Source organism: Kitasatospora sp. NPDC005751 (assembly GCF_040630835.1).
Taxonomy (GTDB): Bacteria; Actinomycetota; Actinomycetes; order Streptomycetales; family Streptomycetaceae; genus Kitasatospora.
Genome location: NZ_JBEXYC010000001.1, coordinates 300,130 through 313,372, shown reverse-complemented (window position 1 = coordinate 313,372; position 13,243 = coordinate 300,130). Strand labels below are relative to the sequence as shown.

The 13,243-nt window shown below is 72.2% G+C and carries 13 protein-coding genes and 1 riboswitch; of the genes, 6 read left to right on the top strand and 7 right to left on the bottom strand.

The genetic code is table 11. The features are described 5' to 3' along the window. The first annotated feature begins 104 nt into the window (after window positions 1-104). Window positions 105-1,364, top strand: a complete 1,260-nt coding sequence (locus tag ABZ497_RS01405) for an Ig-like domain-containing protein (protein WP_359802647.1) — start codon at window positions 105-107, stop codon at window positions 1,362-1,364. 28 nt (window positions 1,365-1,392) lie between these two features. Here the strand turns inward: ABZ497_RS01405 and ABZ497_RS01400 are convergent, their stop codons facing one another. From ABZ497_RS01400 to ABZ497_RS01380, 5 genes are all read right to left on the bottom strand, one after another. Then, complete coding sequence (locus ABZ497_RS01400; RefSeq protein WP_329487314.1) at window positions 1,393-1,776, bottom strand: GntR family transcriptional regulator; 384 nt, start codon at window positions 1,774-1,776, stop codon at window positions 1,393-1,395. Window positions 1,777-1,879: 103 nt separating this feature from the next. Continuing rightward, complete coding sequence (locus tag ABZ497_RS01395; RefSeq protein WP_329487313.1) at window positions 1,880-3,541, bottom strand: ubiquinol-cytochrome c reductase cytochrome b subunit; 1,662 nt, start codon at window positions 3,539-3,541, stop codon at window positions 1,880-1,882. Beyond that, a complete protein-coding gene (locus ABZ497_RS01390) occupies window positions 3,538-4,596 on the bottom strand; it encodes a Rieske 2Fe-2S domain-containing protein (protein ID WP_329487312.1) in 1,059 nt (352 codons plus the stop codon). The genes ABZ497_RS01395 and ABZ497_RS01390 overlap by 4 nt, the downstream gene beginning before the upstream one ends. Before the next feature lie 8 nt (window positions 4,597-4,604). Continuing rightward, complete coding sequence (locus ABZ497_RS01385) at window positions 4,605-5,414, bottom strand: c-type cytochrome (RefSeq protein WP_359802645.1); 810 nt, start codon at window positions 5,412-5,414, stop codon at window positions 4,605-4,607. 187 nt (window positions 5,415-5,601) lie between these two features. Then, complete coding sequence (locus ABZ497_RS01380) at window positions 5,602-6,222, bottom strand: heme-copper oxidase subunit III (RefSeq protein ID WP_073923280.1); 621 nt, start codon at window positions 6,220-6,222, stop codon at window positions 5,602-5,604. A gap of 395 nt (window positions 6,223-6,617) precedes the next feature. Here ABZ497_RS01380 and ABZ497_RS01375 point away from each other — a divergent pair, with 395 nt between their 5' ends. The 3 genes from ABZ497_RS01375 (at window position 6,618) to ABZ497_RS01365 (ending at window position 9,922) form a co-directional block, all read left to right on the top strand. Further along, complete coding sequence (locus ABZ497_RS01375) at window positions 6,618-7,043, top strand: hypothetical protein (protein WP_329487310.1); 426 nt, start codon at window positions 6,618-6,620, stop codon at window positions 7,041-7,043. A 122-nt stretch (window positions 7,044-7,165) separates the two neighbouring features. After that, a complete protein-coding gene (gene trpD, locus ABZ497_RS01370; RefSeq protein WP_329487309.1) occupies window positions 7,166-8,242 on the top strand; it encodes an anthranilate phosphoribosyltransferase in 1,077 nt (358 codons plus the stop codon). Window positions 8,243-8,388: 146 nt separating this feature from the next. Further along, a riboswitch (SAM riboswitch) is annotated at window positions 8,389-8,506 on the top strand. Window positions 8,507-8,557: 51 nt separating this feature from the next. Further along, window positions 8,558-9,922 carry an aminotransferase class V-fold PLP-dependent enzyme gene (locus ABZ497_RS01365; protein WP_359802640.1) on the top strand — a complete coding sequence of 455 codons (1,365 nt, stop codon included), beginning with the start codon at window positions 8,558-8,560 and terminating at the stop codon, window positions 9,920-9,922. 10 nt (window positions 9,923-9,932) lie between these two features. Here ABZ497_RS01365 and ABZ497_RS01360 read toward each other — a convergent pair whose 3' ends face one another. Further along, window positions 9,933-10,214, bottom strand: a complete 282-nt coding sequence (locus ABZ497_RS01360; RefSeq protein WP_329487307.1) for an Lrp/AsnC ligand binding domain-containing protein — start codon at window positions 10,212-10,214, stop codon at window positions 9,933-9,935. A gap of 41 nt (window positions 10,215-10,255) precedes the next feature. Continuing rightward, window positions 10,256-11,038, bottom strand: coding sequence for a rhomboid family intramembrane serine protease (locus ABZ497_RS01355; RefSeq protein WP_359802638.1), 783 nt, complete (start codon window positions 11,036-11,038; stop codon window positions 10,256-10,258). Window positions 11,039-11,240: 202 nt separating this feature from the next. Here ABZ497_RS01355 and ABZ497_RS01350 point away from each other — a divergent pair, with 202 nt between their 5' ends. Together ABZ497_RS01350 and ABZ497_RS01345 are read left to right on the top strand one after the other, a co-directional pair. Beyond that, entirely contained in the window at window positions 11,241-11,492 is a 252-nt protein-coding gene (locus tag ABZ497_RS01350; RefSeq protein WP_329487305.1) for a hypothetical protein, read from the top strand. 76 nt (window positions 11,493-11,568) lie between these two features. After that, the gene (locus tag ABZ497_RS01345; protein ID WP_359802635.1) at window positions 11,569-13,113 is read left to right on the top strand and encodes an NYN domain-containing protein; all 1,545 of its coding nucleotides are present in this window, start codon (window positions 11,569-11,571) and stop codon (window positions 13,111-13,113) included. Window positions 13,114-13,243 lie beyond the last annotated feature (130 nt).

Genomic DNA, 13,243 nt, shown 5'->3' with positions numbered 1-13,243 from the left:
GTGACGGCCTCACCCCCCTGGGCGAACGGGGGGTCGCTCGGATGTCGCTCCGCCGCTTCACGTTCCTACGATCTGATCAATCGTGCGAACCCTCGGAGGCGGTCATGGCCGACAGGCGCGGAACCGCAGGTATCGGCAGCATCTCGCTGGCTCTCGTCGTACTGGCCCCACTGGCCGCCTGCTCGTCCGGTGAGGACGACGCCCCGGGCGCCGTCCACCGGGTCGACGCGGCCCCGCTGGTGCACCTCTCGGCGACCGGGACGGTGGATCCGTCCCAGCCGGTGACGGTGACGGCGGTACCCGGCAGCCGGCTCACCGACGTCACGGTGGTCGGTCCGGACGGCCGGGTGGTGGCCGGACAGCTCTCGGCGGACCAGCTCAGCTGGCAGACCACCGGGCGCCTCAAGGCGGCCACCGCCTACACCGTCAGGATCGCCGCCGACGACGGCAAGGGCGGTCGCGGCGAGACCACCGCCGGCTTCAGCACGGTGGCGGGCCAGCGCCTGCTCACCGCCAAGCTCGGCCCGGACTCCTCCGGCACCGGCCTCTACGGCGTCGGCCAGCCGCTCACCGTCCAGCTCTCGGAGGCGGTGAAGGACCCGCAGGCCCGCCAGGAGGTCGAGCGCGCCCTGACCGTCACCTCGCAGCCCGCCGTCACCGGCGGCTGGTACTGGGTGGACGACAAGAACCTGCACTTCCGGCCGGAGGAGTACTGGCCGACCGGCACCACCGTCAGCCTGGTCTACGACGGCACCGGCAGCCGGATCGCGGACGGCCTCTACGGCGGCGACCGCGCCGCGCTGGCCCTGCGGATCGGCGAGCGGGTGGAGTCGGTGGTGGACGCCGCCACCCACGAGCTCACCCTGACGCGCGGCGGCGAGGTGGTCCGGACGATACCCGTGACCACCGGCAAGCCCGGCTTCGACACCCGCAACGGCGTCAAGGTGGTGCTCGGACAGGAGCGCCAGGTGCGGATGAGCGGCGAGACGATCGGCATAGCCGCCGGCAGCTCGGAGGCCTACGACCTCAACGTCGAGTGGGCCACCCGGGTGACCTGGAGCGGCGAGTACGTGCACGCCGCGCCCTGGTCGGTGGGCTCGCAGGGGGTGGCGAACGTCAGCCACGGCTGTACCGGCATGAGCACCGAGAACGCGAAGTGGTTCTACCAGAACACCCGGATCGGGGACCTGGTCACGGTGGTCAACAGCCAGGGTCCGAGCATGGAGTCCTTCGGCAACGGCTTCGGGGACTGGAACATCGCCTGGACCGACTGGGTCAAGCACAGCGCCCTCGGACAGCCCGTCAACACCACGCCGCCGGCCTCCCGGGCCCCCGCCACCGGGATGATCCGCCCGGAGCTCTGACGCCCCTCCCGGCCCCGGCCCGGGCCGCTCAGCCCTCCCGGCCGGGCTCCCGGTGGGCCAGCCGCAGCGCCGTCGCCACGGCCGCCAGGGCGTCCGCCTCCGGCACGCCGAGCCGCCGGACCCGCTCGGCGTACTCGGTGGCCGCGGCGGCGGCCAGCCGGTGCGCGGTGTCCCCGGTGGCGGCGATCAGGGTGCCGCGCCGGCCGTGCGTCTCCACCACCCCGTCGGTCTCCAGCTCGCGGTAGGCCCGCGCCACCGTCCCGGCCGCCAGCCCGAGCTGCTCGGCCAGGGCCCGGACGGTGGGCAGCCGCAGCCCGGTCGGCAGGTCACCGGTGCGGGCGCGCTCGGCGATCTGCTCCCGGATCTGCTCGTACGGGGGCGTGGCGGCGGCGGGGTCGACGGACAGCTCCACGGGGGCTCCTGACGGTGGGGCGGACGGGAAAGCCCGAGGGCCGCCGACCAGGAAGAACTCTGGTCGGCGGCCCTCGGGGGTGACGCGGGGGATGCGTACGGGATCAGTGGTGGCCGTGGCCGCTGGTGATCTCGTGGTGCTCCTCGGCGGTCGGCTTCGGGATCCGGCTGCCCTCGCCGTAGAAGCCGCGGGAGAGCTTCGCCCGGGTACGGGGGATCAGCCCGGCCTTGGCGGCCACGCCGTTCTCGTCCGTCTCGGCCGGCAGCTCGAACACGGGCGGCTGCTCGTGCGAGGTGAGCTTGTGCAGGTCGGCCTGCGGCAGCTGGGCGTGCACCTCGATGAACTCGCCGTGCGGCAGGCGCTTGATGACGCCCGTCTCGCGGCCGTGCAGCACCTTCTCCTTGTCCCGGCGCTGGAGGCCGAGGCACCAGCGCTTGGTGGCGATGAAGGTCAGCACCGGCACCACGAAGAAGCCCACGCGGACGAAGTACGTGATGTCGTTGATCGACAGGTGCAGGTGGGTGGCGAACAGGTCGTTGCCACCACCGACCAGCAGCACCAGGTACAGGCTGATCCAGGCGGCGCCCAGCGCGGTGCGGACCGGCGCGTTGCGCGGGCGGTCCAGGATGTGGTGCTCGCGCTTGTCGCCGGTGACCCAGGACTCGATGAACGGGTAGACCGCGATCGCGACCAGGACCAGCGGGAAGATCATCAGCGGGACGAAGACACCCAGGTTCAGGGTGTGGCCCCACAGGCCGATCTCCCAGCCCGGCATGACGCGGATCAGGCCCTCGGAGAAGCCCATGTACCAGTCCGGCTGGGCGTCCGTGGACACCTGGTCGGGGCGGTACGGGCCGTACGCCCAGATCGGGTTGATCGTGGCGATCGCCGAGACGGCGGCGATGAGACCGAAGACCAGGAAGAAGAAGCCACCGGCCTTGGCCATGTAGACCGGCATCAGCGGCATGCCGACGACGTTCTTCTCGGTCTTGCCCGGGCCCGCCCACTGGGTGTGCTTGTGGTAGAAGACCAGGATCAGGTGCGCGACCAGCAGGCCGAGCATGATGCCGGGGATCAGCAGCACGTGGATGGTGAAGAACCGCGGCACGATGTCGTGGCCGGGGAACTCGCCGCCGAACAGGAACATCTGGATGTAGGTGCCCACCAGCGGGACGGCGAGGATCGCGCCTTCCATGAAGCGGATACCGGTGCCCGAGAGCAGGTCGTCGGGCAGCGAGTAGCCGAAGAAGCCGTCGAACATGCCCAGGACCAGCAGCAGGAAGCCGAAGACCCAGTTGATCTCGCGCGGCTTGCGGAACGCGCCGGTGAAGAACACGCGCATCATGTGCACGAGCATCGCGGCCACGAAGACCAGCGCGGCCCAGTGGTGGATCTGGCGGACCAGCAGGCCGCCGCGGACCTCGAAGCTGATGTCCACCGTCGACGCGTACGCCTCGGACATCGGGATGCCCTTGAGCGGGATGTACGAGCCGTCGTAGATGACCTCGCCCATGCTGGGCTTGAAGAACAGCGTCAGGTACACGCCCGTCAGGATGATGATGACGAAGGTGTAGAGGCAGATCTCGCCCAGCATGAAGGACCAGTGGTCCGGGAAGATCTTCCGCAGGTTGGCCTTGGCGAGGGAGTAGATCCCCAGCCGGCCGTCCGTCCAGTCAGCAGCCTGCTCCCACTTGTTGGCGGGCTTGGCACGCGTGCTGCCGGCGGGCTTGGCGGCACCGGAGGTGGTGCTGCTCGCGCTACTCATCGAGCACGCTCCCAGTAGCTCGGGCCGACGGGCTCGTCGAAGTCGCCGGTGGCGACCAGGAAGCCCTTCTCGTCAGTGGTGATCTTCAGCTGCGGCAGCGGGTGGCCGGCCGGGCCGAAGATGACGCGCGCGCCGTCCGCCAGGTCGAAGGTCGACTGGTGGCAGGGGCAGAGCGCGTGGTGGGTCTGCTGCTCGTACAGGCTGATCGGGCAGCCGACGTGGGTGCAGATCTTGGAGTAGGCGAGGATGCCCTCGAAGCCCTTCTCCCGGGACTCGGTGTCCTTGATGTCCTCCGGTGCGATGCGCACCAGCATCAGGGCGTCCTTGGCGATCTGCTGCTGGAAGTCCTCGTCGTGCGTGCTGAGACCCTCCGGCATGGCGAAGGTCAGCGAGCCGACGATGACGTCCTCGGCCTTCATCGGCTGGTTGGTGTTCATGTTGATCAGCTGCAGCGGCTTCACATCGGTGGCCTCGCGCCAGCCGGTGTGCTCCAGCTTGTCCTCGGGCAGCGGGCCCAGGTCGCGCAGCAGCACGACGCCGGACAGCGGCACCAGGGCCATCGAACCGATGAGGGTGTTGCGGATCATCTTGCGGCGGCCGAAGCCGGACTCGGCGGCGCCGGTCCTGAACTGCTCGATGACGTCCGCGCGGACCTCGTCGTCGGCCTCGATCGGGTGACGCTCGGCCGGGATCTCGTGGTCCGACATCAGGGTGCGGGCCCAGTGGACCGCACCCGCGCCGATGCAGAACAGCGCGACGCCCAGGGTCATGCCCAGCGCGAAGTTCAGCGCGCTGACGTGGCCCAGCGGGAAGATGTAGACGATCTTGTCCGGGTCGATGGCCACGTAGGAGGCGATGAAGCCCACGGTGGCGAGCATCGAGACCACGAACATCAGCGAGACCTGGCGCTCGGCCCGCTGGGCGGCCCGCTCGTCGATGTCGGTGCGACGCGGTTGGTGGGCCGGCAGGCCCGGGTCGGCGAACGGATCGCCGTGGGCGGCCACCTCGTGGTGTCCGGCGGAGCCGTGTGACTCCGGGAGCTTCTCTTCTGACATGTCGTGGCTCATGACTTCTTGGCCTTGGTGGTGTGGGCGGCGACCCAGATCGCGACCGCGATGAGCGTGCCGAGACCGAAGATCCAGCCGAACAGGCCCTCGGTCACCGGACCGAGGCTGCCGAGCGTGAGACCGCCGGGGTTCGGCTCATCGTTGGTGGTGTGGCGGACGAAGGCCACGATCTGCTTCTTCTGCTCCTCGGGCATGGTGGTGTCCGGGAACGACGGCATGTTCTGCGGGCCGGTCTGCATGGCCTCGTAGATGTGCTTGGCGTCCACTCCCTCCAGCGACGGGGCGTACTTGCCCTGGGTCAGGGCACCGCCCTGGCCGGCGAAGTTGTGGCACTGGGCGCAGTTGGTGCGGAACAGCTCGCCACCCTTGGAGAGGTCCTCGGGGTTGGTCGAGGTGTACTGCTCCTCGGTCGGGATGACCGGGCCGGGGCCGAGCGAAGCCACGAAGGCGGCGAGCTGGTCGATCTCCGCCTGCGAGTAGATGTTCTTCTTGCGCGGCACCTGGGCGCCGGGCTGCTGGGCCGGCATGCGGCCGGTGCCGACCTGGAAGTCGACCGCGGCTGAGCCGACGCCGACCAGGCTCGGACCGTCGCTGCTGCCCTGGCCGTTCAGGCCGTGGCAGGAGGAGCAGCCCACGGCGAAGAGCTTCTTGCCCTCATCGATCGCGAGCGACTGCGCGGCGACGTCGGCCTGCGCCTTGTCGGCGGGCGCGAACGCGGCGTACAGCCCCCCGGTTGCCGCCAGGGCGAGAAGTAGGACGACCAGCGCCGCCAATGGGTGGCGCCGTCGTGCGGAGAGCTTTTTCACGGAATAACCCCGGTGTCAGGATCTGGTCGACTGGTGGGTGCACCCGGCGGCCGGTCTGGCCGGCACGAGGCTGCCTGTCTAGGGCTGCGCGCGCGGTCGGTCGGTTGGGAGCGTAGGCACCGGCAAATCGGGCCGTCGCCGGTGAGGGCGGGACCCGGAGCCGGTGGCCAGCGACCTGATCAGCTGGTTACTTGATCAGGTAGATGGTCGCGAACAGGCCGATCCACACGACGTCGACGAAGTGCCAGTAGTACGACACCACGATGGCGGCGGTGGCCTGCTCGTGCGTGAAGCGCTTGGCTGCGTACGTCCGTCCGAGGACCAGCAGGAAGGCGATCAGACCACCCGTCACGTGCATACCGTGGAAGCCGGTGGTCAGGTAGAACACCGTGCCGTACGGGTCGGAGGACAGCGAGAGGCCGTCCTTCTTGACCAGCTCGGTGTACTCGAAGATCTGGCCGCCGATGAAGATCGCGCCCATCACGAAGGTGATGACGAACCACGAGCGGAGCTTCTTCACGTCCCCGCGCTCGGCAGCGAACACGCCGAGCTGGCAGGTGAGAGAGGAGAGCACCAGGATCGTGGTGTTGACCGAGGAGAAGGGCACGTTGAGGGCGTGCGCCTTCTCGCTCCAGAACTCGGCTCCCTTGACGGAGCGGAGCGTGAAGTACATCGCGAAGAGGGCCGCGAAGAACATCAACTCGGAACTGAGCCAGACGATCGTTCCGACGCTGACCATGTTCGGCCGGTTGACCGATCCGTGCGCGTGCCCGGTTTCTACTGCTGTTGCTGTCGCCACGACGGACATTATGTCGGTCCCTTATTCCGTCTTCACGCCGGGGGGTGTCCCTCGGAGTGTCCGGTGCGTGCGGTATGCCCCGGTGGGGCCCGCCGGGACGCCCGGATGGCGGCTGAGCAGGGGTGTGTCCCTTTTCTGACGGTTCTTCGAAGGCATCTTCGACCCTGATGCCCAGCGTGTCGCTCCACTCCTTCGGGGTCCGCCGGGAGTAAGGGAAAGGCCCTCGGGTCGGCCGTACGGGTGGACCGCGACCGCGGGGGTGACGGCCTGTCCTCCGGGCGGGTGAGTCGCGGGCGCGGCGGCTTGAGACGGATCGCGCGGGAGTGGCTCGGCGGGCGGTGATCGGGAGTAGCATCCGGGTTGAGACGAACGTGGTCCGGATCACACTTGAGGGAGCAGGGCCCATGGCGTACACCACCGACGAGACGCTGACCGTTCTCGTCTACAGCCACGACCGCAACACCCGCGAGCAGGTGCTGACGGCCCTCGGCCGCCGGCCCGCGGAGGATCTGCCGGAGCTGACCTACCTGGAGTGCGCGACGACCCCCGCGGTGCTGAAGGCACTGGAGAAGGGGGGCGTGGACCTCTGCGTGCTGGACGGCGAGGCGGTCCCGGCCGGCGGCCTCGGGCTCGCCCGGCAGTTGAAGGACGAGATCTACGGCTGCCCGCCGGTGCTGGTGGTGATCGGCCGGCCGCAGGACTCCTGGCTGGCCGCCTGGAGCCGGGCCGACGCGGCCATCTCCCACCCCGTGGACCCGGTGGCGCTGGCCGAGGCGGCCGCCACGCTGCTCCGAGCCCGGCTGGCGAAGCGGGCGCCGGCCGCCCGGTAGGACCGCGTCTCAGTGGGAGAGAAGTGAAGGCGACGGCGGGGCGGAGGCGTCCCGCCGCTCGATAGGCTGGCTCCATCCTTACGGAGAACCCCTCGGGGAACCGACAAGAGCTGGAGTCAGCCATGGTGAACGTGAACCCTGCGAACGGCGGCAAGGACCCCGTGCAGGTGGTCCGCACCTGGCCGGACATCCTGTCGGCGCTGCTGCGGGGCGAGGACCTCGACCGGGCGGACACCGCCTGGGCGATGGACCGGATCATGAGCGGCGAGGCCTCCGCCGTGCAGATGGCCGGCTTCATGGTCGCCCTGCGGGCCAAGGGCGAGACGGTGGACGAGATCGTCGGCCTGGTGGACTCGATGTACGCGCACGCCGAACCGCTCTCCATCCCCGGCCCGGCGGTCGACATCGTGGGCACCGGCGGCGACCGGGCGAAGACCGTCAACATCTCGACCATGTCGGCGATCGTCGCCGCGGCGGCCGGTGCCAAGGTGGTCAAGCACGGCAACCGGGCGGCCTCCTCGGCGAGCGGCTCCTCGGACGTGCTCGAGAAGCTCGGCGTCAATCTGGACCTCTCGGCCCGGCGGGTCGCCGAGGTGGCCGAGGAGGTCGGGCTGACCTTCTGCTTCGCGGCCAGGTTCCACCCCGCGATGCGGCACACCGCCCCGGCCCGCAGCGGCCTCGGGGTGCCGACCGCCTTCAACACCCTCGGCCCGCTGACCAACCCGGCCAAGGTCACCGCGCACGCGATCGGCTGCTTCGACACCCGGCTGGCCTCGCTGATCGCCGGGGTGCTGGCCCGCCGGGGGTCCACCGCGCTGGTCTTCCGCGGCGACGACGGCCTGGACGAGCTGACCGTCACCACCACCTCCCGGGTCTGGATCGTGCGCGACGGCGAGGTCACCGAGACCTCCTTCGACCCGCGCGACGTCGGCGTCCAGCTGGTGGGCATCGAGGCGCTGCGCGGCGGGGACCCGGCTTTCAACGCGGACGTCGCGCGCCGGCTGCTGGCCGGGGAGCGCGGGGCGGTGCGGGACGCCGTCCTGATGAACACGGCGACGGCGCTGGTGGCGCTGGACCTCACCGACGCGCCGCTCGCCGAGCAGCTGGCGGCCGGAATGGAGCGGGCCGCGGCGGCCATCGACTCGGGCGCCGCGCAGGATCTGCTGCGGCGCTGGTCCGAGGCCACCACCCGGGTGTGAAGCGGCGGTCGGGCCCGCGGGGGGACGCCTCCCGCGGGCCCTTCGCGCGTCCGGCGGGGGCGTCGCCGGGCCCCGGCTGTGGACCGCTGTCCGGATGGCGGACCCCTGTTTGACCACTCGGCGGACGCGACCTAGAGTCTTCGCCAGGTCATGAGTGACAGCGTCAAGCCCCAGCTGGCTGTCCGGCAACCCTCCGTCCGTGGCGGGGTGCCCTGGGTGAGGACCGGGTCTCGCGGCGAACCGTCCGCGTGACAAGCGCGGACGCCGGCTGACACGCACCTCCGGGGTCCTTACCCGTCGAAGGAGTGCACCCCCATGTCCGTCGCCACCGAGATCTGCGCCCCGCTCCCCGTCCTCGGCCACGACGTCGAGGTCCCGCTGGTCAACGGTGACAAGGTCACCTACGCCGCGCTCGACTACGCCGCCAGCTCCCCGGCGCTGCAGCGGGTCTGGGACGACGTCGCCGCCTACGCCCCCTACTACGGCAGCGTGCACCGGGGCGCCGGCTACCTCTCCCAGCTCTCCACCGACCTCTTCGAGCAGAGCCGCCGGACCGTCGCTGACTTCCTCGACCTGCGCGAGGGCGACCAGGTGGTCTTCACCCGGGCCACCACCGACTCGCTGAACCTGCTGGCGGGCGCCGTCCCGGCCGGCACCCGGGTGTTCGCCTTCGAGACCGAGCACCACGCCTCGCTGCTGCCCTGGCGCCACGCCGGGCTGAGCGTCACCTACCTGCGCGCCCCGCGCTCGCACGCCGAGGCCGTCGCCGCGCTGGACGCCGCGCTGGCCGAGGCCCCCGAGGGCCCCAAGCTGCTCTGCGTCACCGGCGCCTCGAACGTCACCGGCGAGCTCTGGCCGGTCGCCGAGCTCACCGAGACCGCCCACCGGCACGGCGCCCGGGTGGTGCTGGACGCCGCGCAGCTCGCCCCGCACCACCGGGTCTCGGTGCGCGAGCTGGGCGTGGACTGGATCGCCTTCTCGGGCCACAAGATCTACGCGCCGTTCGGCGCCGGGGTGCTGGCCGGCCGGGCCGACTGGCTGGACGCGGCCGAGCCGTACCTGGCCGGCGGCGGCGCCACCCGCACGGTCGCCCGGGAGGCCGACGGCTCGGTGGCCGTGCAGTGGCACACCGGCCCGGCCCGGCACGAGGCCGGCTCGCCGAACGTGATCGGCGTCTACTCCATCGCCTCGGCCTGCCGGGCCCTGACCGAGGCCGGCTTCGACGCGCTGGAGGCCCGCGAGCAGCAGCTGATCGCCCGGCTGAAGGCCGGGCTGGCGGAGGTCCCGCAGGTGCGGGTGCTGAACCTGTTCGGCGCGGACTCGGCCCGGGTGGGCGTGCTCTCCTTCGTCGTCCAGGGCTGGAACAGCTCGCACTTCTCGGCCGCGCTCTCCGCCGAGTACGGCATCGGGGTGCGCGACGGCCTGTTCTGCGCGCACCCGCTGGTGCGCACCCTGCTCGGCGACGAGGACGTGGCGCCGTCCGAGTGCGGTGCGCCGGAGGCGTCGCTGCCGGGGGAGCGCAGCCTGAACGCGATCCGGGTCAGCTTCGGCGCGGGTACCCCGGACGAGCACATCGACCGGTTCCTGACCGCCGTCCGCGAGCTGGTCACGGACGGCGCGGCCTGGAACTACCGCAACGAGGGCGGCCGCTGCGTCGCGGACACCCGGCGCGAGGGCTGAACGGGGGAGGCTACTCGCCCAGGCCGAGCGCGAAGGCGGTCTCCAGGTCGTGCTGGGAGTAGGTGCGGAAGGCGATCTGGGTCTCGGTGTGGGCCACGCCCGGGACCTTGTTCAGCCGGCCGGGGATCACCTCGGCCAGGTCGTCGTGCCGGCGCACCCGCACCATCGCCACCAGGTCGTAGCCGCCGGTGACCGAGTAGACCTCGCTGACGCCCTCGATGGCCGCGATCGCCTCGGCGATTTCCGGGATGCGGTCGACGCTGGTCTTGATCAGGACGATGGCGGTGATCACTGTTCGGGCTCCTTTGTGAGGTGCCGCCAGGGTATCGGGCGTCAGCGGGGCCGTCGCGAGGGGCGGGTGGCCAGCGTGCAGGCGTACAGGAACCCCGCCGAGAAGCCGATCACGTGGACCAGGTAGGCGACGCCCGGCCCCGCCGAGTGCACCGACCACCACTGGAGCGCGAACCAGAGGCCGAGCACCAGCCAGGCCGGGAACCGCAGGGGCAGGAAGAGCAGCAGCGGGACGAGCGTGGTCACCCGGGCCCGCGGATGCAGCCTCAGGTAGGCGCCGAGCACGCCGGCGATCGCCCCCGAGGCGCCGATCAGGACCCGGGTGTAGTCCGCCGAGTGCGCCTCGGCCAGCGCGAAGCCGTAGGTGGCCAGCGAGCCTGCCGCCAGGTAGAAGAGCGCGAACCGGGCCCGGCCGAAGCGGGCCTCGACGGTGGGGCCGAAGACCTGGAGGAAGAGCAGGTTGCCCAGCAGGTGCAGCCAGCCGGCGTGGACGAAGAGCCCGCTGAGGACGGACATCGCCGGGTGCTTGCCGGGGGTCGGGGCGGCCGGGCAGCCCGGCACCGGATCGGGGGCCTCGGCCACCTGTTCGGCGCTCAGCGGCCGTCCGGCCAGTAGCTCGGCCGGGACGGCGCCCCAGCGCTGCTCGTACCGCTGCTCCGCGCAGACCCGGTCCTGCCCGCGGCCGTACAGCGGGTTGAGCCCGGCCGCCGGGCCGAGCAGGAAGACCAGCACGTTCAGCGCGATCAGTGCGTAGCTGACGGCCGGGACGGGCGCGGCCGGGGGGCCGTCCCGCGTGCCGGTGTGGTCGAGGACCGGGATCGCCATGCGACCAAGCATCCCTCCGTCCGGCCCGGGCGACACCGTGCTGTACGGCAGGTGGACCACCCCCGCGATCGCCGTGACCGGTGGCCGGGGTGGTTGCCCCAGGCAATAGGCTTGGGGCGGGCAATCCCGCCTCCCGCCGCCGATGCCGGGGCTCCGGGGGGAGCGCCTGAGCCCACCCAGGGACCACCCGAGAGGACCCCCGATGACCGTCCCCGCCCTGACCGCAGAGACGCGTTGGCGCTGCACCCTGTGCGGCAACCTGACCCGCTTCGACGTCACCCGCACCGCCCGGGTGACCGAGTTCCTGCACTTCGACCTGGCCGGCGAGTCCAAGGTGGAGGAGACCGAGGTGCACAGCGAGACCATCGAGTCGGTGCGCTGCCGCTGGTGCAACGCGGTGGACCAGGTCGAACTGGTGGCCCGTCCGGGCGCCGAGGCCGCCGAGCAGGCTTGATGCCCGCCCCGCGCGGTGGACGGTGCGCGGCACGGCCGTCCGCCGCGCGGGACAATACAGACAGAGCGCACGGAGCGTGACGACCAGGGGTACGGCCGACGGCCGTACCCCGCTGGCGAGGATCGGAGCCGAGGACGTGGTGGACGCAGCGCAGGAGCCCGCCGGGCCGCAGGGGCGGCAGCCCGCTGTGGACGCGCAGGCGCCGGACGCGGTCGAGGCCGCCGCGCCCGGCACCGGCGCCCCCGCCGAGGAGGTCGACGGCGAGGAGGCCGGCGGCTCCGGCGGTGAGGAGCCGGCGGCAGCCCGCGCGGCCGAGAGGCTCGACCGGCCGCTGCCCGAGGGGGTGCGCCGGCGTGTGGTGGGCCTCGCCGCCGACGCGCTCGGCGGGCTGCCGGTCGCGGAGCTGCCGCAGACGCTGCGCCCGTACGCCAAGTTCACCCCGGCGCGCCGGGCCAAGTACGCCGCCACCGCGCTCGCCGCGGCGCTGGAGTCCGAGCCGGCGTTCCGGGTGCGGATAGCGGAGCGGCTGCGGCTCGGGCAGCCGGACCTGGTCCGGGCGCTGGAGTCGGGCAGCGTGCCGGGCGCGGCCGATCCGATGGACGTGGCGGCCGCCGCCTACCTGGTCCGGCCGGCGGGCTGGAGCCGCCTGGTCGTCGAGGCCGGCGAGGAGGCCGAGCGGGCCGGCGCCGAGGGCGCGGCGGCCGAGGCGGCCCGGCTGGCCGAGAAGCTGCAGGCGGAGCTGGCCGAGGTGCGCGCGGCCGCCCGGGCGGACCTGGACCGGCAGCGGGCCGAGTCGGAGGACGTCCGCAAGGAGGTGGAGTCGCTGCGCAAGAAGGTGCGTTCGCTGGAGAGCGACACCCGGCGGGCCCAGGCCGAGACGCGCCGGGTCACCGGGGAGCTGGAGGCCCTGAAGGCGCAGACGGGCGTCGAGCGCGGCGCCGCCGAGAGCGAGGCGCGGCGGCTGCGGCACCGGATCTCCGAGCTGGAGAACGCCGCCGAGCAGGGCCGCCGTTCGGCCCGCGAGGGGCGCAGCGTCGAGGACATGCGGCTGCGGCTGCTGCTGGACACCGTGCTGCAGTCGGCGCAGGGGCTCCAGCGGGAGCTGGCCCTGCCGGTCTCCCAGATCCGCCCGGCCGACCTGGTCGAGGCGGTGGTGCCGGGTTCGGCCTCGCCGCACGACGTGGCGCGGCGCGGGCTGGCCGAGGACGACCCGGCGCTGCTGGACCAGCTGCTGGCGATCCCGCAGGTCCACCTGGTGGTGGACGGCTACAACGTGACCAAGACCGGCTACCCGGCGCTCCCGCTGGAGCAGCAGCGGATCCGGCTGCTGGGCGGGCTGGCGATGCTGGCCCAACGCACGCAGGCGGAGGTGACCTGCGTGTTCGACGGCCAGGACCTCGACGTGCCGGTGATCCTGGCGCCGCCGCGCGGGGTCCGGGTGCGGTTCAGCCGGACCGGGGAGACCGCCGACGAACTGATCCGCCGCCTGGTGCGGGCCGAGCCGCAGGGCCGGCCGGTGGTGGTGGTCTCCACCGACCGGGAGGTCGCGGAGGGCGTGCGGAAGGCGGGCGCGCGCCCTGTAGCCTCGGTGCTGCTGCTGAACCGACTGGCCCGGCCCTGACCTCGGCCGGGGGTCGGCCGGCAGGGGATGACGCCTGGTCAGCGCCCGGTTTGCGGGGATGTGTGGATCCCGTGAAGTCATGGCGGGGGGCGGGAGTTCACGCCATCGGGGGAGTGGCGCAAAGCGTGGA